Here is a 21,570-nt window from a genome sequence, read left to right on the forward strand (position 1 = left end):
CAAAACCCAAACGCCCGCCAATCAAGATTAGCAGGCGCTCAGGCGTTAACGGCGCTGAACGCCAATTAAAAAACTCTTCTTTGAAGCCGGTAGACTCTTATTTTTTGGCGGCGTTGCGCTGGGCGACTTCGGCGTCCAATTCGGCGATTTTCGCCTCCATCAGCTCGCGGCAATGGGCCGCCAGCTCGCGCACGTTTTCTTTGCCGTATTTGCTGGTATCCACCGGCGCCAACATCTCGACGATCACATGACCGTTATTCCAGCGATTAAGATTTATATTACCGCTGGTGGTGGATACGCAGATAGGCACAATCGGCACGCCGGCGGCGATGGCCGCGTGGAACGCGCCGGTTTTAAACGGCATCAGCCCACGGCCGCGGCTGCGGGTCCCTTCCGGGAACATCCAGATCGAAATGTCTTTCTTCTTGAACTGCTCCGCCACCTGGGCGATGGTGCCGTGCGCCTTGGCGCGATTATCACGATCTATCAGCAGATTACCGGTCAGCCAATACAGCGGGCCGAAAAACGGGATCCACACCAGACTTTTTTTACCGACCGTCACGGTGCGCGGCTGCACGATATTAGAGGCCGTCACCATGTCATAGTTATTTTGGTGGTTGGCGATATAGATGCAGTTGCCGTTGTTGGCCGCATCGGCCGGCACGCGGGTTTCAACCTTGATGCCGAACAGCGTCGACAGACGGCCGAAAAGATGGCCGAAGGTCGCCACATGGCGAGGATTACGCGGACTGAACAAGCAATAAACCGAACCGAAAATACACACCAGAATACAGAAAAGAGTGGCGAGAACGGCACGCAAAATCAATAACATAACAACCTCATTAGCACACTGCCAACGCAGTTTACTTCGCTGCGCAGATTCCTTTACTCATTATTTGCCGACCAGGCGGAAAGCACGCCTATGTCGCCTGCATTTCTCGCTATTTTCCCGCCAGGCGGCAGTACGCACAATAATTTTATGCGCAGAAATGTTAACTATTTGGAAAATAAACGCCAGCAAAAATAAATAAGGCGGCCACAGCATGCTGCGACCGCCCGTTAACGCTGGTGCCAACGCTTACTCTTCGCTGTCGCCACCCGACGCCCGCACCGGCGCATCCACTTCGACGCGATCGATGCGCTGCAGACCGCGCGGCAGTTGGGTGCCCTTGCGGCCGCGTTCAGCACGGAACTTCTGCAGATCTTCCGGACGCAGCGTCAGCTTGCGTTTGCCGACGTGCAGCGTGACGGACGCCTGCGGCGGCAGCACGAACAGCCAGGCCAGCTTGTCTTCACCGGCGGCGGCCTGCGCCGCCGGAATGGAGACGATCTTGTTGCCCTTGCCCTTCGACAGCTGCGGCAGATCGGCGACCGGGAACATCAGCATGCGCCCGGCGGCGGTGATCGACAGCAGCATATCGTCTGCGCCGTGGATCTCCATCGGCGGCAGCGCTCTGGCGTTGTCCGGCAGCGTGATCATCACCTTGCCGGCGCGGTTGCGCGCCACCAGATCGTTAAAGGTGCAGACGAAACCGTAACCGGCGTCAGACGCCATCAGCAGCTTCTGATCGTCGGCCGCCATCAGCACCTGCTCGATGGTGGCGCCCGGCGGCGGCGTCAGCTTGCCGGTCAGCGGCTCGCCCTGCCCGCGCGCCGAAGGCAGCGTCATCGGATCGAGCGCATAGCTGCGCCCGGTAGAGTCGATAAATACCACCGGCTGATTGCTCTTGCCGCGCGCCGCGCCGCGGAAGCTGTCGCCGGCCTTGTAGCTCAACCCGGTCGGATCGATGTCATGGCCCTTGGCGCTGCGCACCCAGCCCATTTCCGACAGCACGATGGTCACCGGCTCGGACGGCACGAAGTCGTGCTCGCTCATCGCCTTGGCTTCCGCGCGCTCGGTCAGCGGCGAACGGCGATCGTCGCCGTAGGTCTGCGCATCGGCCTGGATCTCTTTCTTAATCAGCGTATTCAGCTTGCGTTCGGACGCCAGCAGCGCCTGCAGCTGATCGCGCTCTTTCGCCAGTTCGTCCTGCTCGCCGCGGATCTTGACCTCTTCCAGCTTGGCCAGGTGACGCAGTTTCAGCTCGAGGATCGCTTCCGCCTGAGTATCGGAGATGCCGAAACGCTGCATCAGCACCGGCTTCGGCTCATCCTCGCTGCGGATGATGTGGATCACCTCGTCGATGTTGAGGAACGCCACCAGCAAACCTTCGAGGATATGCAGGCGCTTGAGCACCTTCTCGAGGCGGTAGTTCAGGCGGCGACGCACCGTATCGCGACGGTAGGCCAGCCATTCGGTGAGGATCTCCACCAGCCCTTTCACCTGCGGGCGGTTGTCCAGACCGATCATGTTCATGTTGATGCGGTAGCTGCGCTCCAGATCGGTGGTGGCGAACAGGTGATTCATCACCTGCTCCAGATCGATGCGGTTGGAACGTGGCACGATCACCAGACGCGTCGGGTTCTCGTGATCGGATTCGTCGCGCAGGTCTTCGACCATCGGCAGCTTCTTGGCGCGCATCTGGCTGGCTATCTGCTCCAGCACCTTGGCGCCGGAAACCTGATGCGGCAAGGCGGTGATCACCGCGCTGCCATCCTCTTTCTTCCACACGGCGCGCATGCGCACCGAGCCGCGGCCGCTCTGGTAAATTTTGCGAATTTCATCGCGCGGGGTGATGATCTCGGCTTCGGTCGGGAAGTCCGGCCCCTGCACGAACTCGAGCAGGTCATCGAGCGAAGCGCCCGGCTTGTCGAGCAGCGCCACCGCGGCGGCGGCGACTTCGCGCACGTTGTGCGGCGGAATGTCGGTCGCCATGCCGACCGCGATGCCGGTGGTGCCGTTCAGCAGGATGTTCGGCAGGCGCGCCGGCAACATCTTCGGCTCTTGCAGCGTGCCGTCAAAGTTCGGGATCCAGTCGACCGTGCCCTGGCCCAGCTCGGCCAGCAAGACCTCGGCGTATTTGGACAGGCGCGATTCGGTATAACGCATCGCCGCGAACGACTTGGGATCGTCCGGCGCACCCCAGTTCCCCTGGCCGTCCACCAGCGGATAGCGATACGAGAACGGCTGCGCCATCAGCACCATGGCTTCATAACACGCGCTGTCGCCGTGCGGGTGATATTTACCCAGCACGTCGCCCACGGTGCGGGCGGACTTCTTGAATTTGGCGCTGTTGGTCAGCCCCAGTTCAGACATGGCGTAGATGATGCGGCGTTGTACCGGCTTCAAACCGTCGCCAATGTACGGCAACGCCCGATCCATGATGACGTACATGGAATAGTTCAGATAGGCGTTTTCAGTGAATGTGTGCAGCGGTAAACGCTCTACACCGTCATGAGTCAGATCACTCATTACTCAATTATCCTCAGACCGTGGCTTGGCAATCCCTTGGACGACAAAAGGCATCGCTTGTCGATTCTGCCCGCGATAGTAACCCATCTGCAGGGTGGCTGTCACAGTTGGCGCAAGGATCGCCGGCGGCGGCCGGTTGCGCGCTGCGGTTTATGCAAAATTTCGCTGTCTGGCGGCCCGTTTATTGACTGGCAGTCAACACTGTTGTGCGCTGGATCGCATTTTTACTTGCCTGCCTAACGATTACACTCGTCGCCAGCGAGATGGTTTCCGCCTTTTCGGCGGGAAGCATGCCATATCTTAACTCTGACGGGAGCCGCGAAAGATGAGCAATATCCTGATTATCAACGCTAAAAAACAATTCGGCCATTCTAACGGCGAACTCAACCAAACCCTGAGCGACGTGGCGGAAAGCTTCCTGCGCGATCTGCAGCACGATGTGCAGGTCACCGTGGTCGACGACGGTTATGACATCGAAGCCGAGGTAAAGAAATACCTGTGGGCCGACGCGGTCATCTACCAGATGCCGGGCTGGTGGATGGGCGAACCCTGGATCCTGAAAAAATACATCGATGAAGTGTTCACCGCCGGTCACGGCAGCCTGTATGCCAGCGACGGCCGCACCCGCGCCGACGCCGGCAAAAAATATGGCTCCGGCGGCCTGATCCAGGGCAAAAAATACCTGCTGAGCCTGACCTGGAACGCCCCGCTGGAGGCCTTCACCGATCCCGATCAGTTCTTCCACGGCGTCGGCGTCGACGGCGTTTACCTGCACTTCCACAAGGCCAACCAGTTCCTGGGAATGGAAGCGCTGCCGACCTTTATCTGCAATGACGTGATAAAACAACCGGATATCGAAGCGGACATCGCACGTTATCGCGAGCATCTGGCGAAAATTTTTGCTTAACTGACGCAGAACATACTCATCAACGAGGTAAGCATGATCACCGTAATCGCAGAAATCAAAGTGAAACCCGGCCACCGCGCCACCGTACTGCAAGCCATTGAAAAGCTGGTGCCGCTGGTGCTGGCGGAAGAGGGTTGCGGCGAATACACGCCGATGGTCGACAGCAATACCCAGGCGCCGTGGCAGAAGCGGTCGCCGGATTCGGTGTTCATGCTGGAGAAATGGGAAAGCATGGCGCATCTGGAAAAACATCTGGCCATTGAGCACATGCTCAAACACCGCGACACCCTCAAAGACAGCGTGCTGGACACCGAGATCTACATCCTGGAAAACGCCCTGTAAGCTCCGCCTTATAACGTCTGCGCGTCGATGTGCGCGCTGACGTAGTCAAGAAAACAGGTGATGCGCGCCGCCAATTGCGTATTGCGGTAATACACCGCATTAATCGGCTGGCGCACGTCCAGCGTCTCCTGCTCCAGCAACGTCACCAACTTGCCCGCTTCCCGATCGCGTCGGGTCATAAAGTCTGCCAGCTGTACGATCCCCTCGCCCCGCAGCGCCAATTGCCGCAGCGTTTCACCGCTGGACGCCGAGATCGTCGGCGTGATGGCGAAATGCGGCGCCTGGCGATAGCGCAACGGCCATTGGTTCAGCGATTCCGGCTGGGTAAAACCGAGCAGACAATGCCGGTGCAACGCCTCCACGCTCTGCGGCGTGCCGTGCTTCTGCAGATAAGCCGGGCTGGCGAGGATGCGCAACCGGCTGGCGCCCAGCGCGCGCGCATGAATGGTCGAATCGCGCAACGCGCCGATGCGAATGGCGATATCCGTACGTTTTTCCAGCAGATCGATGATCAGATTGTCGGTGTTCAGCTCGAGCGAAATTTGCGGATAACGTTCCCTGAACCCTGCCACCAGCGGCACGATGACGTGCTCCATAAAAGGCGCAGCCGCATTGATCCGCAGTCGCCCGGCCGGCATCTGCCGGCGCACCGCCATTTGTTCTTCGGCATTTTCCACCGAGTTGATGATCGTACGCGCATGGCTCAGGAAGCTTTGCCCCTCTTCGGTCAGCTCCAGGCGACGCGTAGTGCGGCGCATCAGGGTGGTATCTAGCTTATTCTCCAGGCGGCTGAGCGCGCGGCTGATGCCGGAAGTCGTCTGGCCGAGCTGATCGGCGGCGGCGGTGATGGAACCGCTGTCGACCACCGAAGTGAACGCCAGCAATTCTTCGAGCGTGATCTTCATGCATTCCGGCCCAGGTTATCGGGCGCCGCATGAACGCCCTGCGGGAAAGCCGGCCCGGTGTTTCACCGGGCCAGGGTCAGGCTCAGACCGCCAATTCGGCCATGTCGCCCTTGTCTTGCAGCCAGTTGCGGCGATCTTCCGAACGCTTCTTGGCCAACAGCATGTCCATCACCGCCAGCGTCTGATCGACATCATCTTCCGCGACCGTCAATTGCACCAGACGGCGGGTGTTCGGATCGAGGGTGGTTTCGCGCAGCTGCAGCGGGTTCATCTCGCCCAGCCCTTTAAAGCGCTGGACGTTCGGCTTGCCTTTCTTGCGCTTCAGCTGTTCCAGCACGCCGGCTTTCTCTTCTTCATCCAGCGCGTAGAACACCTCTTTACCGAGATCGATGCGGTACAGCGGCGGCATGGCCACATAAACGTGCCCGCCTTTCACCAGCGAACGGAAGTGGCGCACGAACAGCGCGCACAGCAGCGTAGCGATGTGCAGGCCGTCGGAGTCCGCATCCGCCAGGATGCAGATTTTGCCGTAGCGCAACTGGCTGAGATCTTCGCTGTCCGGATCGATGCCGATCGCCACGGAAATGTCATGCACTTCCTGCGAGGCCAGCACTTCGTCCGAGGAGACTTCCCAGGTATTCAGGATCTTGCCCTTCAGCGGCATGATCGCCTGATATTCGCGATCGCGCGCCTGCTTGGCCGATCCGCCCGCGGAGTCCCCTTCCACCAGGAACAGTTCGGTCATGGCCAGATCCTGCGAGGTGCAGTCCGCCAGCTTGCCCGGCAGCGCCGGCCCGCTGGTCAGCTTCTTGCGCACCACTTTCTTGGCGGCGCGCAGACGGCGTTGGGCGCTGGAAATCGCCAGCTCGGCCAGCTGTTCCGCCGCCTGAACGTTCTGGTTCAGCCACAGGCTGAAGGCATCTTTCACCACGCCGGAAACGAAGGCCGCGCACTGACGCGAAGAGAGACGCTCTTTGGTCTGCCCGGCGAACTGCGGATCCTGCATCTTCACCGACAGCACGTAAGCGCAGCGATCCCAAATATCCTCCGCCGACAGCTTCACGCCGCGCGGCAGGATGTTGCGGAATTCGCAGAACTCGCGCATCGCGTCCAGCAGCCCCTGACGCAGGCCATTGACATGGGTGCCGCCCTGCATGGTCGGGATCAGGTTGACGTAGCTTTCGGTCAGCAGCTCGCCGCCTTCCGGCAGCCACAGCAGCGCCCAGTCCACCGCTTCGGTATCACCGGCGAAATTGCCGACGAACGGCGCTTCCGGCAGGGTGATCAGGCCGTTAACCGCTTCCATCAGGTAGTCGGTCAGGCCGTCCTGGTAGCACCAGCGCTGCTCGGTGTTGTTCACCTTGTCGATAAAATAGATCTCAACGCCGGGGCACAGCACCGCTTTGGCTTTCAGCAGGTGAGTGAGGCGCGACACCGAGAAACGCGGGCTGTCGAAGAACTGTTCGTCCGGCCAGAAGTGCACGCTGGTGCCGGTGTTGCGTTTGCCGCAGGTGCCGGTCACCGTCAGATCTTGCACTTTGTCGCCGTTTTCGAAGGCGATGCCGTAGACGTTGCCGTCGCGGCGCACGTTGACTTCCACCCGCTTCGACAGGGCGTTGACCACCGAGATCCCAACGCCGTGCAGGCCGCCGGAGAACTGGTAGTTTTTATTCGAGAATTTACCGCCGGCGTGCAGTCGGCACAGGATCAACTCAACCGCCGGCACGCCCTCTTCCGGGTGGATGTCCACCGGCATGCCGCGGCCGTCGTCGATCACTTCCAGCGACTGATCGGCGTGCAGGATCACGTCGATACGCTTGGCGTGTCCGGCCAACGCTTCGTCGACGCTGTTATCGATCACCTCTTGGCCGAGGTGGTTTGGGCGCGTCGTGTCGGTATACATGCCGGGACGACGGCGCACTGGTTCTAGACCGCTGAGTACTTCAATGGCATCAGCGTTATAGCTGGATTGAGTCATCGTTGATTATTTTTTCGTGGTTAAAGGGAGGTGCCGGAACGGTCCGTCAGACCGCGTTTAGCCCTAAAAAATCCACAATCTGGGGGAAGTAGTGCTCGAAACCGACGAAGGCGTGGTTTCCACCCGACTCCACCGTTTGCCGACACGCGGTGTAATACGCCACTGCCTGGCCGTAATCGAGAATTTCATCGCCCGTTTGCTGCAGCAGCCAGATTAAATCCGGCGACTCCAAAGGATCGATCTGCATCACTTTCAGATCGTAAACGTGACGAGACTCTAACACATATTGCTGGCCGGTGTAGGGGTTCTCGTTGGCGCCGAGATAGTCGACCAGCAGCTCAAACGGCTTGACCGCCGGGTTGACCACCACCGCCGGCAGCGAAAAACACTGCGACAGCCAGGTGGCGTAATAGCCGCCCAGCGAGGACCCCACCAATCCGAGCGTTTGTCCGGCGCGTTCCAACACCAGATTTTCCAGCATCTCGGCGGCCTCCGCCGGAAAGGCCGGCAGCTGCGGCACCAGCATCTCGATAGCGGGATGGTGTTCGGCCAGCCAGGCCTTGAAGGCCACCGCCTTGGCCGACTGCGGCGAGCTGTTGAAACCGTGCAGGTAGAGCAGTGTCGAAGGCATCAGTATCCATCCGAGTCCATATCGGGGCGGAAATCGTCGTTTTCCAGGCGGAACACCTGCGTCTCGACGCGGCCGTCCGGCAGCAGATCGAGGTAACGCCAGCCGGGGGAGACGTCGTCGATGGTAAAGTTAGTGCAGTGCGGCTTGAATTGCACGCAGGTGGACGGCGTCGCCAACAGACGCCGGCCCTGCCATTCCAGATCCAGATCCTGGTGAATATGACCGCACACCACGGTATTCACCTTCGGGTAGCGCAACAGGATCGCGCCCAGCATATGCGGGTTGCGCAGGCTGTGCTGATCGAGCCAGGTGCAGCCGGAAGGCAGCGGATGGTGGTGCAGCAGCAACAGCGTGTAACGCTCGGGGTGCGCCTGCAGGCAGCGCTCCATCCACTCGAGCTGGTATTCGCTCAGCTCGCCGTGCGGTACGCCGAACACCTGGCTGTCCAACATCAGCACCTGCCAGTTATCGCCCAGCAGCACCTGCTTGGAAGGGGCGATGCCGGCGGCGGCCAACGCGTCGACCATCGCCGGTTGGAAATCGTGGTTGCCCGGCAGCCACACGCACGGGGCCGGCAGTTGCGCGATGCCGGCGGCGAAGTGGCGGTACGCCTCCTGCGAATGATCCTGCGCCAAATCTCCCGTGGCGACGATCAAATCGACATCGCGGCGCTGCGCCTGAATGGCGTCCAGCACCGCGTGATAGCTGCGATAGGTATTGATGCCGAGCAACGTCTCGTGTTCGCCGGCAAAAAGGTGGGTATCTGTTATTTGTAGAATCCTGACCGCGGCCCCACTCGCCACGGGCAGTTTAAACAGGCTTTCCAAATGGTGTCCTTTGTTATTTCAGTCTGTCTAACAAACCGGAACCGCCATCGCTCCATGCGCCAAACAGTAGCGCAGCCAATCAGCAAGAAACTGGTTAATTTGATGCTTTTCGTCGCGTTGATGCAACTTTTTATTAGGATAATCATAACGCGCTTTAAAGCGGTAGATCTGCTGACTGGAACACACTTCCGCAACCATGGCGTCATGGTATAACCGCACCGTCATCGCGGGCAGGCTCCAGTAGCTGACCGCCGGAAAGATCTGCTCGATCTCCACCAGCGACGTGTAACGCGTGGACTCAACAATGGTCAAACGATAGCTAGCGCCGTTCACCTGATAAGTCACCGTTTCGCCCGCTTCGTCGTTGCGCGGCAGCAAGCGGCGCAATTGCGCGAAGTTGGTTTCGCACAATCTCATCATTTCGGGGAAATCAGGGGTATAGCGCTGTTTCATTAGTTGGCCCACTCTTTTCTCAACGATTCATGGTGCAACGCCAGCCATTGCAATGCAATCACTGATGCGGCGTTATCGATCGCGCCCTCTTCCACCCAGCGGTAAGCCTGCTCGCGGCTGACCACGTGGACGCGAATATCTTCATGCTCTTCCGCCAGGCCGTGGATGCCTTCGGCGGTGCCGGCGTCTACCTCGCCGACCATGATCGACAAGCGTTCGCTGGTGCCGCCGGGGCTGGCCAGATAGCTCAGCACCGGCTTGCAGCGCCCGACCACCACGCCGGCTTCTTCCTGCGCTTCGCGGCGGCACACGTCTTCGACGCTTTCGCCGGTTTCGATCATACCCGCCACCATTTCCAGCAGCCAGGGCGAATTACTGGTATCGACCGCGGCGATGCGCAGTTGTTCAATCAGCACCACTTCATCGCGCACCGGGTCGTAGGGCAGCAGCACCGCCGCATGGCCGCGCTCGAAAATTTCACGCGTGATTTCAGGACTCATTTCGCCATTGAACAAGCGATGGCGAAACCGGTATAAATTGAGTGAAAAAAAACCACGGTACAGCGTCTCGCGTGCAATAATTTCTACATCTTTTTTATCGAAGGTGACGGGTGACGGCTGCGAACGGTTCATGCGCGAATTCTCCTGCGTGAGTATGCCGATAAAATAAACGGTTTTGATGACAGAAACAGCGGGTCTCACCGCCGCCGCTTTATGTTAGGCTGTTTTTCGCCGCCGGACGCGGCGCGTTTGTGCGCTCGCGGGTAATAGCGGGAAACAATCCTGATTGTCAGCCATAATATCAGCTGCAGTCGGCCCGGGCAGTACGCCAAGGTAAATGGGCGGTCTGAAAGGTAAAAGTTACGTGAGATGGCACATTCAGCCACCTGATGCGTACCGCAGACTCTGCTAGAATCGGCAACTATTTCGTCTATCGTCAGCGCTAACATAGCAATATTGCTGCACAACAAGGAATGCAAATGAAGAAACTGCTCCCCCTTCTTATCGGACTGAGCCTGGGCGGCTTCAGTGCAATGAGCCAGGCAGAGAACCTGCTGCAGGTCTACAAACAGGCCAGGGAAAGTAACCCGGATCTGCGCAAAAGTGCTGCTGACCGCGACGCCGCATTCGAAAAGATCAATGAAGCGCGCAGCCCGCTGCTGCCGCAGCTCGGTTTAACCGCAGGTTACGATTACACCAACGGTTATCGTGACAGCAATGGCGTTAACAGCAACGTCACCAGCGGTTCGCTGGCATTGACGCAGACCCTCTTCGACATGTCGAAATGGCGCCAGCTGACGCTGCAGGAAAAGAGCGCCGGCATCTCCGACGTCACCTTCCAGACCGCAGAGCAGTCGCTGATTCTCAACACCGCCACCGCCTACTTTAACGTGCTGAAGGCGATCGACACGCTGTCGTACACCCAGGCGCAGAAAGACGCGGTGTACCGCACGCTGGATCAAACCACCCAACGCTTCAACGTGGGCCTGGTGGCGATCACCGACGTGCAGAACGCCCGCTCGAACTATGACACCGTGCTGGCGGCCGAAGTCTCCGCCCGCAACGATCTGGATAACGCGCTGGAAACGCTGCGCCAGGTGACCGGGGCCTTCTACCCGGAGCTGGCCTCGCTGAATACCGATCGCTTCAGCACCCAGCGCCCGGAAGCGGTGAACAACCTGCTGAAAGAAGCGGAGGCGCGCAACCTGAGCCTGCTGTCCGCCCGCCTGAGCCAAGATCTGGCGCGCGAACAGATCCGCGCCGCACAGACCGGCTATATGCCGACGATTGACGTCAGCGCGTCAACCGGCATCAGCAATACCAAATACAACGGCTCAAACACCGGCGGCGCGAATGCCGCACGCTACAGCGACTCCGATGCGGGCCAAAATAAAGTGGGCATCAGCTTCAACCTGCCGCTGTACAGCGGCGGCGCGACCAACTCGCAGGTTAAACAAGCGCAGTACGGCTTTGTCGGCGCCAGCGAGCAGCTGGAAAGCGCTCACCGCAGCGTGGTGCAGACCGTGCGTTCATCGTTCAACAACGTTAACGCTTCGATCAGCAGCATCAACGCCTACAAACAGGCGGTGATCTCCGCACAGAGCTCCCTGGACGCGATGGAAGCCGGTTATCAGGTCGGTACCCGCACCATCGTCGATGTGCTGGACGCCACCACCACGCTGTATAACGCCAAACGTCAGCTGTCCGATGCGCGTTATACCTATTTGATCAACCAGCTGAACATCAAGTCGGCGCTCGGCACGCTGAACCAGAACGATCTGCTGCTGCTGAACGGCGCGTTGGGCAAGCCGGTATCGACCGCGCCTGACGCCGTCGCACCGCAAAACCGCGCGCAGGACGCCTATGCGGACGGTTATCAGGACAATGCGCCGATGCAACAGACTGCGGCGCCGGCACCGGCGGCCACTCGCGCATCCGCGCCGGCCGTTACCACCAGCCAACCGGCTCGCCACAGCGGCAACCCATTCCGCAACTGATGTCCGCACGCTGATAAACACGGGGTCCGGCCTGCGCCGCGCCCCGTTTTTTTTGTCCCGATTTTCCCCGCTTCTGCCCGCCGCCTCACAGCCGCCGCTGCGCCAGGTGATATCATCGTCACTCTCGTTTTCGCAGTTGGATGAGGTTCGATGGACAACGATTCACGTTGGCAGCAACTGATTAACGACGGCGAACTGCCGCCGCCGCTGCGCCCGACGCCGGCGGTGTACGCCTCCTGGCTGCGTTGCCGCAGCCTGATGCAGCCCGATGTCTGGCAAGCGCCGCACCGTGCGCAGGGCGCCACCTTCGAATCGATTTGCCGCCGCAAGAACGATCTGCTGACGCTCGGCCAGGCGGCGCTGGAAGACGCCTGTGAATACATGGAGCCGCGGCGTTGCCTGCTGATGATCCTCGATGAGAGCGGCTGCATGCTGTGGCGCTGCGGCGACGCCCAAACCTGGGAGCATCTGCAGCAACTGGGATTCGCCCCCGGCGCTTACTGGGCCGAAGGGCAGATAGGCACCAATGCCCCGGCGCTGGCGGCGGCGGAAGGCCACCCGGTGCGGGTGAGCGGTAAAGAACACGTGCGCCGAGCGCTGCACGGCTGGTCGTTCTGCGCCACGCCGGTCTACGACAACAGCGGCCGCCAGCGCGGCTCGATCGCGCTGGGCTGCCTGCTGGCCGACTGCGCCGCCGGCGATCTGTCGCTGACGCTGGCCATCGCCCGCGAAATCGGCAACTCGCTGAACGCCGACGGCCTGCTGGCGGAATCCAACCGCCATCTGAATCAGCTTTACGGCCTGCTGGACGGCGTCGACGACGGCGTCATGGCCTGGGATCACCGCGGCTACCTGCAATACATCAACCAACGCGCCGCCGGCCTGCTGAAGCTGGACGAACAGCAGAGCCAGGGCAAACCGTTGGCGCAGCTGTTGACGCTGCCCGCGCTGCTCAAGCGCGCCATCGCCGATCGCCAACCGCTGCAACACGTCGAAGTCACCTTCGAAAGCCAGCGGCAGTTTATCGCCGCCTTGCTGACGCTCAAGCCGATTTTCGACGGCGATCGCTGCAGTTTCATCGCCCTGCTGCACCCGCTCGAACGGCTGCGCCAATATGTCAGCAGCCAGCTGGGGCGCGTCAGCCACAGCTTCGAACAGATGCCTTCCGCCTCGCTGGAAATGCGGCGACTGATCCGTTACGGGCAGCAGGCGGCCAAAGGCCAGCATCCGATCCTGTTGCGCGGAGAAGAAGGCGTTGGCAAAGAGCTGCTCAGCCAGGCTATCCACAACGCCGGCGAACGCGCCGCCGGGCCGTATATCGCCCTCAACTGCCAACTGCTGCCGCAGGCGCAGGGGCTGCGTGAGCTGCTGGGCAGCGACGCCAGCGAAGAAGAGGCGGGCCAGCTCAGTAAATTCGAATTGGCTAACGGCGGCACGCTGTACCTGGAACAGATCGAATACCTGCCGGCGGAGATGCAGTCGGCGCTGCTGCAGGTGCTGAAAACCGGCGTGGTGATCCGCCTCAATTCCAGCCGGGTGATCCCGGTCGATGTGCGGGTGATCGCCAGCAGCGCCGCCGACCTGCCGCTGCTGGTGCAGCAAAACCGCTTCCGCCGCCAGCTGTTTTACAGCCTGCAGGCGTTCGAGATCCAAATCCCGCCGCTGCGTCAGCGGCTGAGCGATATTCCGCTGCTGGTCAAACACCATCTGCGCACGCTGGAGCAACATTTTCAGTGTCGCTTCCGGGTGGATGACGAGGTGATGGCTCAGCTGGCGCTCTATCTGTGGCCGGGCAACGATTTGGAACTGAAAGGGGTGGTGGAGCGCGCGGCAATGATTTGCCACGGCCACCACATCCAGCTGGCGGACCTGCCGGCGCACCTGCTCGGCCAACCGTCGCTGCTGGAAAGCGATCCGCAGCCCGGCGCGCCGCTGTTGACGCTGACGGACATGGAGCGCCAGGCGATCCTGCGGGCGGCGACCGTCAGCCGCGGCCAACTGACGGAAATGGCGCAGTTGCTGGGCATCGGCCGCACCACGCTGTGGCGGAAGATCAAACAACACGGGATCGACATCCGCCAGTTCAAGCTGCGCGCCTAGTGGCTGAGCTGCAACACCCCACGCGCGGCGTCCAGCATCGCCTTCTGGCCGCTGCGGGTTTTGCTCAGGCAATCCTGCATGCCGACCACCATCGGAATGCCCATCGCCTTCGCCAGAATGGCGCTGTGCGAGAGGGCATTGCCGCCGCTCAGGCAGATGCCGAGCACCAGTCGGCGATCCAGCATCACTACCTCTGAGGGCATCAGCTCATCCATCACCAGTATTGACGGCTCTGCGAGCGCAATGGTCGGCAGCGGCTGCCCCTGCAGGTGGCACAGCGTGCGGCGCAGCATGTCGCGCACGTCCAGTTCGCGCGCCCGCATGTAGTCGTCATCCAACTCGCGGTACTCTTCGGCGATCGCCTCCAGCACCTGCCGCCAAGCCTGCTCGGCGCTGCACAACTGCTGCGCAATGCGGGTGTAAGCCGCCTGCTGCAGATCCGGATCGTCCAGCAGCATGCTGTGGGCGCCGAAGATAGCCGCCTGCGGCTTGCCGATCAGCGTGCCGGTGCGCTCCGCCAGCCGGTTGAGATCGCTCAACGTGTGCTGCAGCGCCTCCCGCAGGCGTTGCTGTTCGCCCAACACCTCGTCCGCGCCGATCCGGCGCTCGGCGGCTGACGGCCAGACACTGCGGGCCTGGAACACCGGCCCGCTGGTGACGCTTTCCGCCACCGGAATGCCGTGCAGCGAAGGCTGCTGCCGCTCGGAGACCGTCTCGCCGAAATGCTGCTCCGCCAGCGTTTTGAACGCCGCCAGCGCCTCGTCCGCCTGCGCGCCGTCGGCGATCAAACGGATGGTGTCGCCGTGGCGCACCTGCAGCAGCGCCAGCTGATTGAGGCTGCGCGGATCGACGCACTGCCCCTGTTTTTCCAGCACCAGCTCAGCCTTGAACGGCGCCAGCGCTTCGACCAGCCGCGCCGCCGGGCGCGCGTGCAGTCCGTGCGGGTTCTGCACCGTCCAGGTTGCGCTTTTGCCCTGCGCCAGCGGCAAGGCCGCGCGCTTCGCGGCCGGTGAAGCCTCGCCCAATTGCGCCTGCTTGGCCTGCAGCGCCCCCTGCGCCTCCGCCACCACCTGCTCCAGCGAAGCGCCGGAGTTGGCGGCCACCACCGCCGCCAGCGTGCCTTCGATCAGCGGCGCGGCGCACAGCCGCACCTTGGCGGCCAACTCCGGATCCAGCAGATCGAGCGCGGTTTCGGCACTGAGCAGCGCGCTGCCCAGATCCATCAGCACCAGAATGCCATCGCCGTCGGCGACCGCTTCGATCGCCTCCATGACGTTGACCGCGTCGGTACCGATCGGGTGCTCCTCGTCATCCACGCCCGCCGCCAGCGCCAACTTGCAGCCGTCGCCGCGCATCATCTGCCGCGCCAGTTGCTCAACGCCGCGCGCCAGCAACGCGCTGTGCGACACCACCACGATATTAATCATCTCGCCTCCTGCTAACTGCCGGCGACCTCGGCCAGCGTTTTCATCATCAGCATCACCGAAGTGGCGCCGGGATCCTGGTGGCCGATGCTGCGCTCGCCCAGGTAACTGGCCCGCCCCTTGCGCGCCTGCATGGTGATGGTGCTCTCCACCGCCCGCTCGGCGCTGTCGGCGGCGCGCTGCAGCGCCTCCGCCACGCTCAGGTTCTGCTGCGCGGACTGGCCGAGGCTTTCCACCACCGGCCACCAGGCATCGCACATGGTCTTGTCGCCCGGCTCCGCCTTGCCGCGCATCACCACGCCTTCCACCCCTTCCTGCATCATTTGATGCAGCTCCGCCAGATCCAGGCTTTGCTTGGCGTTCGCCGCCTGCGCCGCGCGGATGAAGAAGGTGCCGAACAGCGGACCGCTGGCGCCGCCTACGCTCGACAGCAGCGTCATGCCGGTGTTTTTCAGGATAAAGCCGATATCCTTGTCCGCCACCGACGGCAGCTTTTCCACCACCTTATTGAAACCGCGATTCATGTTCAGGCCGTGGTCGGCATCGCCGATCTCGGTGTCCAGTTGGGTAAGAAAATCGCGCTCTCGGCTGAACACTTCGCCGCAACGCATCAGCCAATCGACGACCTGTGGTTTGGTCAACGCCATAATTCCTCCTCAGCAACCCCAACGCAGCGCAGGCGTTTTCACCGGCGCATCCCACAAGGACAACAGTTCGTCGTCCACGTTCAACAACGTGATGGACACGCCCTGCATATCGAGCGAAGTGCAATACGCGCCCACCAGGTTGCGTTCGATGATGATGCCCGCTTCGGCGCAGCGCTCCGCCAGCCGATGGTACACGCCGTACAGCTCGGACAGCGGCGTGGCGCCCAGGTTGTTGACCAACGCGATCACCCGATCGCCGCGCGTCAGCGGCTGCTTGGTCTGCATCTCGTCGCGCCACTCACCCTGTTGGCGATCCCAGACGCGGATCGTGCGCTGATAGTGGCCGTGGTCGATCAGCGTATGGAACATGTCATCCACCGCCGCGTTGAGCGTGGTGAACGGACGGCGCGCAATGCCCGGCTCGCCGTGAATGCCGACGCCGAACTCCATCTCGTTCTCCGCCAGGGTGAACGACGGTTTGCCGGCGGCGGGGACGGTACAGGCGCCCAGCGCGATACCGATCGAATGCCCGTGGTTGTTGATGCGATGCCCCAGCGTCACCACGCTGTCCAGATCGTCGCCGCGCGCCGCGGCGGCGCCCAGCAATTTCTCCATCAGCACGGTGTTGGCCACCCCGCGCCGCCCGGCGGTAAACAGGCTGTCCTTGACCGCCACGTCGTCATCCACCAGCACCGTCGCCACCGCGACGCCGCTGTCGTGCAGCAGCTCGGTGGCGGTTTCGAAGTTGAGCACGTCGCCGGTGTAGTTCTTGATCAGCAGCAGTACCCCGGCGCCGCCGTCGATCGCCTGACCGCACTCGTACATTTTATCCGGCGTCGGCGAGGTGAAAATCTCGCCCGGACAGGCGCCGTCGAGCATCCCTTCACCGACGAAACCGCAGTGCATCGGCTCGTGGCCGCTGCCGCCGCCGGACAGAATTGCCACTTTGCCCGCTACCGGCGCGTCGGCGCGGGTGACGAACGCCGGATCCGCATGCACCAGCAACTCGGGATGAGCCTCCGCCAGCCCCTGCAACTGCTCTTCCAACACCGACTCGACCTGATTAATCAGTTTTTTCACGATGGTTTCCTCTGTAAGCCAGGGGCGCGGCGCACCGCGCCCCAACGGTATCAATGACGCAGCAGCCAGGCGGCGCCGAGCCGCTCCGCCGTCAGGATCGCCGCCTGCACGCCAGCAGGGGTGACCTTGAACGGCATGTTGTGAATGGTTTCGCCGGCGGCGCAGCTGGCCTCGGCCACCGCCATCGTCTTCGTCGCCACGTCGCCGGTAACGCCCATCTGCGCCAGCGTGATCGGCAGGCCGATGCCATGACAAAACGCCAGCACGGTTTCAATCTGCGCCATAGGGCTGTTCTGCAGCACCAGCTGCGCCAGGGTGCCGAACGCCACTTTTTCGCCGTGATACAGGTGGTGACACTCCTCCAGCACGGTGAAACCGTTGTGAATGGCGTGCGCCGCCGCCAGCCCGCTGCTCTCGAAGCCGATGCCGCTCAGATACGTATTGGCCTCAATGATGCGTTCCACCGCTTCCGTCACCACGCCGGCCTCGACCGCCAGCTTGGCCTTCACCCCTTCGGCCAGCAGCGTGTCGTAGCACAGCCGCGCCAGACTGAGCGCCGCCAGCGTCGATTTGCCGCCGGCCATGCTGGTGGCCTGAGCGTCGAAGCAGGCCTGCGCTTCGAAATAGGTGGAGAGCGCGTCGCCCATGCCGGCTACCAGCAGGCGCACCGGCGCTTTGGCGATGATGGCGCTGTCCATCACTACCATGTCCGGGTTGCGCGGGTAGATCAGGTATTCGGCGAATTCGCCCTGTTCGGTGTAGATAACCGACAGCGCGCTGGTCGGCGCATCGGTGGAGGCGATGGTGGGAATGAGCACCACCGGCAGCCGTTGGTAGTGGGCGACGGCCTTGGCGGTGTCGAGCGTCTTGCCGCCGCCGACGCCGATCACCCCGCGGCAACCGTGGGTCTGCAGCTCGCGGCCAAGCCGGTCTATCTCTTTACGGCAGCACTCGCCGTTGAAGCGGGCCGCATGATGTTTCACGCCGTGCTGCTGCAGGCTGCCCATCAGGGTGTCGCCCGCCAACTGCATCACGAAGTCGTCGGCGATCACGAAATAATGGTCGGCGAGGGATTTGGCGTATTCGCCGACGGCGGCCAGCGCATTGGCGCCCTGAATGTATTTGCCTGGTGACTGGATGATTCTCAACATAACCGGATCCTTGTAGGGAGTTGGCGATGGTAACGTTCAGATATCAGGTGATGACGCGCCGACTTCGCCGCCGGCTTGTTGTTGTGCTTCGACTATGAGCGTCTGCCGCCCGCCTGGCGAGCCACGCGATTTTTGTTCCATTATGGAACATCATCATAGCGATAACGTTTCATGATGAAACGCCAACGCGCGTTTTTTCGCCGCGAAAGCGAACTGGCGCACACCCCAACGTATAACTGCGTAAAGAGTGGATTCTGCGGGCGTTTCAGCTTTAATTTTGACCATGTTTCCCCTATCCTTAGCGCCACTACTGGGAAAGGGCGAAAACAGCCCGCATGATGGGATTGATAACGATGAAACGGACAAAAAACATCAACCAAGAGACGTTCCGCAAATCCTGGCGCAGCTACCGTGTCGCGCCCGTGGCCTTGGCGATCAGCGCCGTCTTTATGCTGGCCGGCTGCGAGAAGAGCGATGAAACGGTCTCCCTGTATCAGAATGCCGATGACTGTTCGCGCGCCAACCCTTCGATGAGCGAGCAGTGCACCACCGCCTACAACAACGCCCTGAAAGAAGCGGCGAAAACCGCGCCGAAATACGCCACCCGCGAAGACTGCGTCGCCGAGTTCGGCGAAGCGCAATGCACCCAGGCGCCGGCTCCGGCGCAGGCCGGCATGGCGGCGGAATCGCAAAGCAGCGGCAGCTTCTGGATGCCGCTGATGGCGGGCTACATGATGGGCCGCCTGATGGGCGGTTCCGGCTTCGCGCAGCAGCCGCTGTTCACCTCCAAGAACGCCGCCAGCCCGGCGAACGGCAAGTTTGTCGACGCCAGCGGCAAGAGCTACGGCCCGGCCACCGCCGGCGGCCGCACCATGACGGTGCCGAAAACCGCCATGGCGCCGAAGCCTGCGGTCACCAACACCGTGACCCGCGGCGGTTTCGGCGAGACCGTGGCCAAGCAGACCAGCATGCAGCGCAGCAGCGCCACCTCCAACTCCGGCTCTCGCAGCATGGGCGGTTGATGCATGAAACGTATTGCCATTACCGAGCGCCCGGACTGGCGCGAAAAAGCGACCGAGTTCGGCTTCCGTTTCCACACCATGTACGGCGAGCCGTACTGGTGTGAAGACGCCTATTACCAGTTCACGCTGGCGCAGATTGAAGAGATCGAAAATGCCACCGCCGAGCTGCATCAGATGTGCCTGCAGGTGGTGGAGAAAGTGGTCGCCAGCGACGAGCTGATGGCCAAGTTCTGCATCCCGAAACACACCTGGGAATTCGTGCGCAGCTCCTGGCGCACCAACCAGCCGTCGCTGTATTCGCGTCTCGATCTGGCCTACGACGGCGTCAATCCGCCGAAGCTGCTGGAGAACAACGCCGATACGCCCACCTCACTGTATGAAGCGGCCTTCTTCCAATGGCTGTGGCTGGAAGACCAGATCAACGCCGGCAAGCTGGATCCGGAATCGGATCAGTACAACAGCCTGCAGGAGAAACTGATCGAGCGTTTCGCCGAGCTGAAAGCGCATCACGGCTTCGGCCTGTTGCACCTGGCCTGCTGCCAGGACAGCGAAGAAGATCGCGGCACGGTGCAATACCTGCAGGACTGCGCGCAGGAAGCCGGTCTGCCGACCGAGTTCCTGTTCATGGAAGAGATCGGCCTCGGCGAGAAAGGCCAGTTCACCGATCTGCAGGATCAGGTGATCGGCAACCTGTTCAAGCTCTATCCGTGGGAATTCATGCTGCGCGAGATGTTCTCCACCAAGCTGGAAGACGCCGGCGTGCGCTGGCTGGAGCCGGCCTGGAAAAGCATCATCTCCAACAAGGCGCTGCTGCCGCTGCTGTGGGAAATGTTCCCGAATCACCCTAACCTGCTGCCGGCTTATTTCGCGCAAGACGATCATCCGCCGATGGATCATTACGTCACCAAACCGCTGTTCTCACGCGAAGGCGCCAATATCCAGATCGTCGAAAACGGTCAGGAAGTGGCGCGCGTCGATGGGCCGTACGGTGAAGAAGGCATGATCGTGCAGCAGTTCCATCCGCTACCGAAGTTCGAAGACAGCTACACGCTGATCGGCAGCTGGCTGGTGAACGATCAACCCTGCGGCATCGGCCTGCGCGAAGATCGCGAATTGATCACGCAGGATCTGTCGCGCTTCTATCCGCACACCATCCTCGGCTGATCGCCCCGCTGAAAGCAAAAACGCCAGTCTCTGACTGGCGTTCTTTCTTTACCCCACCTGTACCGACAGCATGCTCAGCGCCCCCATTTCGATACCGTCGATCGGCACGCTGATGGCCTCTTTTCCATCCCAGCCGCCGAGCACATACAGCAATGGCAGATAGTGTTCCGGCGTCGGGTTCGACAGCGCCGCGCCCTCATGGCGCATGAAATCCACCAGCGGGTGGTTATCGCCCCGATAACGCAGGTTATCCCGGACAAAGTTATTGAAAGACTCCGCCCACGGATAGGCGCTGGTATCGCCCTGCCATTTCACCATGCGCAGGTTGTGCACCACGTTGCCGCTGGCGACGATCATCACGCCCTCATCGCGCAGCGCCGCGAGTTTGCGGCCCAGCTCATAGTGGTAAGCCGCCGGCTGAGTGCCGTCGACGCTGAGCTGCACCACCGGGATATCGGCATTGGGATACATCTTGATCAATACGCCCCAGGTGCCGTGATCCAGCCCCCACTCGCCGAGATCCGCCGTTACCGGCACCGGCGCCAGAATGTGCTGCAGCTGCGCAGCCAGCGCGGGGGAACCCGGCGCAGGATAGCGGGTATCAAACAGCGCCTGCGGGAACCCGCCGAAGTCGTGAATGGTTTTGGGTTTTTCCATCGCGGTGACCGCAGTGCCGCGGGTATACCAATGCGCAGAAACCGCCACGATCGCCTTCGGACGCGGCAATGACTCACCCAACGCACGCCATGCCTGGGTGTAGCGGTTGTCTTCCAGCACGTTCATCGGGCTACCGTGGCCAAGAAACAGTGCCGGCATACGAGAGGTGTTCATAGAGCGATCCTTAGTTCAAATTGTGCTATGGCGTTACATTACGCGCTTTGCCGCAGCAACACAGCCGGATAACCGTGATGAAGATATTCAATAAATTTGAATTAAAAATCGCAAAAATGCACCGGCAAACAAAAAGTTAAAAAATGCATGATTTTCAAATGATTAATAAAAATCATGAATACCATGGCATTACTGCCACACAGATCTAAATTGTGAACAATTTATGTATTTTTTGTTAACACAATCGATACACTCCTCC

General features: G+C 61.2%; 19 protein-coding genes. 6 read left to right on the forward strand and 13 right to left on the reverse strand.

The features are described 5' to 3' along the window. Positions 1-97: 97 nt before the first annotated feature. A complete protein-coding gene (locus ACP3TA_RS02200; RefSeq protein ID WP_004937266.1) occupies positions 98-832 on the reverse strand; it encodes a 1-acylglycerol-3-phosphate O-acyltransferase in 735 nt (244 codons plus the stop codon). A gap of 246 nt (positions 833-1,078) precedes the next feature. Then, complete coding sequence (gene parC, locus ACP3TA_RS02205; protein WP_004937261.1) at positions 1,079-3,352, reverse strand: DNA topoisomerase IV subunit A; 2,274 nt, start codon at positions 3,350-3,352, stop codon at positions 1,079-1,081. Positions 3,353-3,677: 325 nt separating this feature from the next. Here parC and ACP3TA_RS02210 point away from each other — a divergent pair, with 325 nt between their 5' ends. Together ACP3TA_RS02210 and ACP3TA_RS02215 are read left to right on the forward strand one after the other, a co-directional pair. After that, positions 3,678-4,259, forward strand: a complete 582-nt coding sequence (locus tag ACP3TA_RS02210; RefSeq protein ID WP_171404417.1) for an NAD(P)H-dependent oxidoreductase — start codon at positions 3,678-3,680, stop codon at positions 4,257-4,259. A gap of 33 nt (positions 4,260-4,292) precedes the next feature. Then, a complete protein-coding gene (locus ACP3TA_RS02215; RefSeq protein WP_033644613.1) occupies positions 4,293-4,601 on the forward strand; it encodes a putative quinol monooxygenase in 309 nt (102 codons plus the stop codon). Between the two features lie 8 nt (positions 4,602-4,609). On the opposite strand, the gene ACP3TA_RS02220 is transcribed toward ACP3TA_RS02215, so the two are convergent. From ACP3TA_RS02220 to nudF, 6 genes are all read right to left on the reverse strand, one after another. Then, positions 4,610-5,506 (reverse strand): LysR substrate-binding domain-containing protein, encoded by an 897-nt coding sequence (locus ACP3TA_RS02220; RefSeq protein WP_033651296.1) that lies wholly within the window; start codon positions 5,504-5,506, stop codon positions 4,610-4,612. 82 nt (positions 5,507-5,588) lie between these two features. Further along, positions 5,589-7,484 carry a DNA topoisomerase IV subunit B gene (parE, locus tag ACP3TA_RS02225; RefSeq protein WP_025304305.1) on the reverse strand — a complete coding sequence of 632 codons (1,896 nt, stop codon included), beginning with the start codon at positions 7,482-7,484 and terminating at the stop codon, positions 5,589-5,591. A 46-nt stretch (positions 7,485-7,530) separates the two neighbouring features. Continuing rightward, a complete protein-coding gene (yqiA, locus tag ACP3TA_RS02230) occupies positions 7,531-8,115 on the reverse strand; it encodes an esterase YqiA (protein WP_004937252.1) in 585 nt (194 codons plus the stop codon). After that, positions 8,115-8,942, reverse strand: a complete 828-nt coding sequence (gene cpdA / locus ACP3TA_RS02235) for a 3',5'-cyclic-AMP phosphodiesterase (protein WP_004937250.1) — start codon at positions 8,940-8,942, stop codon at positions 8,115-8,117. Before cpdA ends, yqiA begins: the two co-directional genes overlap by 1 nt. Positions 8,943-8,969: 27 nt before the next feature. Next, a complete protein-coding gene (locus ACP3TA_RS02240) occupies positions 8,970-9,395 on the reverse strand; it encodes a DUF1249 family protein (protein WP_033651295.1) in 426 nt (141 codons plus the stop codon). Next, the gene (nudF, locus tag ACP3TA_RS02245) at positions 9,395-10,027 is read right to left on the reverse strand and encodes an ADP-ribose diphosphatase (RefSeq protein WP_004937242.1); all 633 of its coding nucleotides are present in this window, start codon (positions 10,025-10,027) and stop codon (positions 9,395-9,397) included. Before nudF ends, ACP3TA_RS02240 begins: the two co-directional genes overlap by 1 nt. A gap of 347 nt (positions 10,028-10,374) precedes the next feature. Between nudF and hasF the strand changes: the two genes are divergently transcribed. Both hasF and dhaR read left to right on the forward strand, forming a co-directional pair. Further along, complete coding sequence (hasF, locus tag ACP3TA_RS02250) at positions 10,375-11,892, forward strand: multidrug efflux transporter outer membrane subunit HasF (RefSeq protein WP_046687823.1); 1,518 nt, start codon at positions 10,375-10,377, stop codon at positions 11,890-11,892. 150 nt (positions 11,893-12,042) lie between these two features. Continuing rightward, a complete protein-coding gene (gene dhaR, locus ACP3TA_RS02255; RefSeq protein WP_151888165.1) occupies positions 12,043-13,992 on the forward strand; it encodes a dihydroxyacetone kinase operon transcriptional regulator DhaR in 1,950 nt (649 codons plus the stop codon). On the opposite strand, the gene dhaM is transcribed toward dhaR, so the two are convergent. From dhaM to ACP3TA_RS02275, 4 genes are read right to left on the reverse strand one after another with little or no spacing between them, the layout of a single operon-like run. Further along, positions 13,989-15,419, reverse strand: coding sequence for a dihydroxyacetone kinase phosphoryl donor subunit DhaM (gene dhaM / locus ACP3TA_RS02260; protein ID WP_033644605.1), 1,431 nt, complete (start codon positions 15,417-15,419; stop codon positions 13,989-13,991). The two genes, dhaR and dhaM, sit on opposite strands and share 4 nt — an antisense overlap. A gap of 11 nt (positions 15,420-15,430) precedes the next feature. Next, the gene (dhaL, locus tag ACP3TA_RS02265) at positions 15,431-16,063 is read right to left on the reverse strand and encodes a dihydroxyacetone kinase subunit DhaL (protein ID WP_033644604.1); all 633 of its coding nucleotides are present in this window, start codon (positions 16,061-16,063) and stop codon (positions 15,431-15,433) included. Between the two features lie 9 nt (positions 16,064-16,072). Beyond that, positions 16,073-17,143, reverse strand: coding sequence for a dihydroxyacetone kinase subunit DhaK (gene dhaK / locus ACP3TA_RS02270; RefSeq protein ID WP_033644603.1), 1,071 nt, complete (start codon positions 17,141-17,143; stop codon positions 16,073-16,075). A gap of 50 nt (positions 17,144-17,193) precedes the next feature. Beyond that, a complete protein-coding gene (locus tag ACP3TA_RS02275; RefSeq protein ID WP_426784490.1) occupies positions 17,194-18,294 on the reverse strand; it encodes a glycerol dehydrogenase in 1,101 nt (366 codons plus the stop codon). A 353-nt stretch (positions 18,295-18,647) separates the two neighbouring features. On the opposite strand from ACP3TA_RS02275, the gene ACP3TA_RS02280 reads away from it, so the two are divergent. Further along, complete coding sequence (locus tag ACP3TA_RS02280; protein WP_033644601.1) at positions 18,648-19,316, forward strand: DUF1190 family protein; 669 nt, start codon at positions 18,648-18,650, stop codon at positions 19,314-19,316. Positions 19,317-19,319: 3 nt separating this feature from the next. Then, the gene (locus ACP3TA_RS02285; RefSeq protein ID WP_033644600.1) at positions 19,320-20,480 is read left to right on the forward strand and encodes a glutathionylspermidine synthase family protein; all 1,161 of its coding nucleotides are present in this window, start codon (positions 19,320-19,322) and stop codon (positions 20,478-20,480) included. Positions 20,481-20,528: 48 nt separating this feature from the next. Here ACP3TA_RS02285 and ygiD read toward each other — a convergent pair whose 3' ends face one another. After that, positions 20,529-21,311 (reverse strand): 4,5-DOPA dioxygenase extradiol, encoded by a 783-nt coding sequence (gene ygiD, locus ACP3TA_RS02290; protein WP_033644599.1) that lies wholly within the window; start codon positions 21,309-21,311, stop codon positions 20,529-20,531. Positions 21,312-21,570: the final 259 nt, after the last annotated feature.

Origin of the sequence: Serratia sp. 2C06 (assembly GCF_050037615.1) — a bacterium.
In the GTDB taxonomy this organism is placed as follows: Bacteria; Pseudomonadota; Gammaproteobacteria; order Enterobacterales; family Enterobacteriaceae; genus Serratia; species Serratia ureilytica.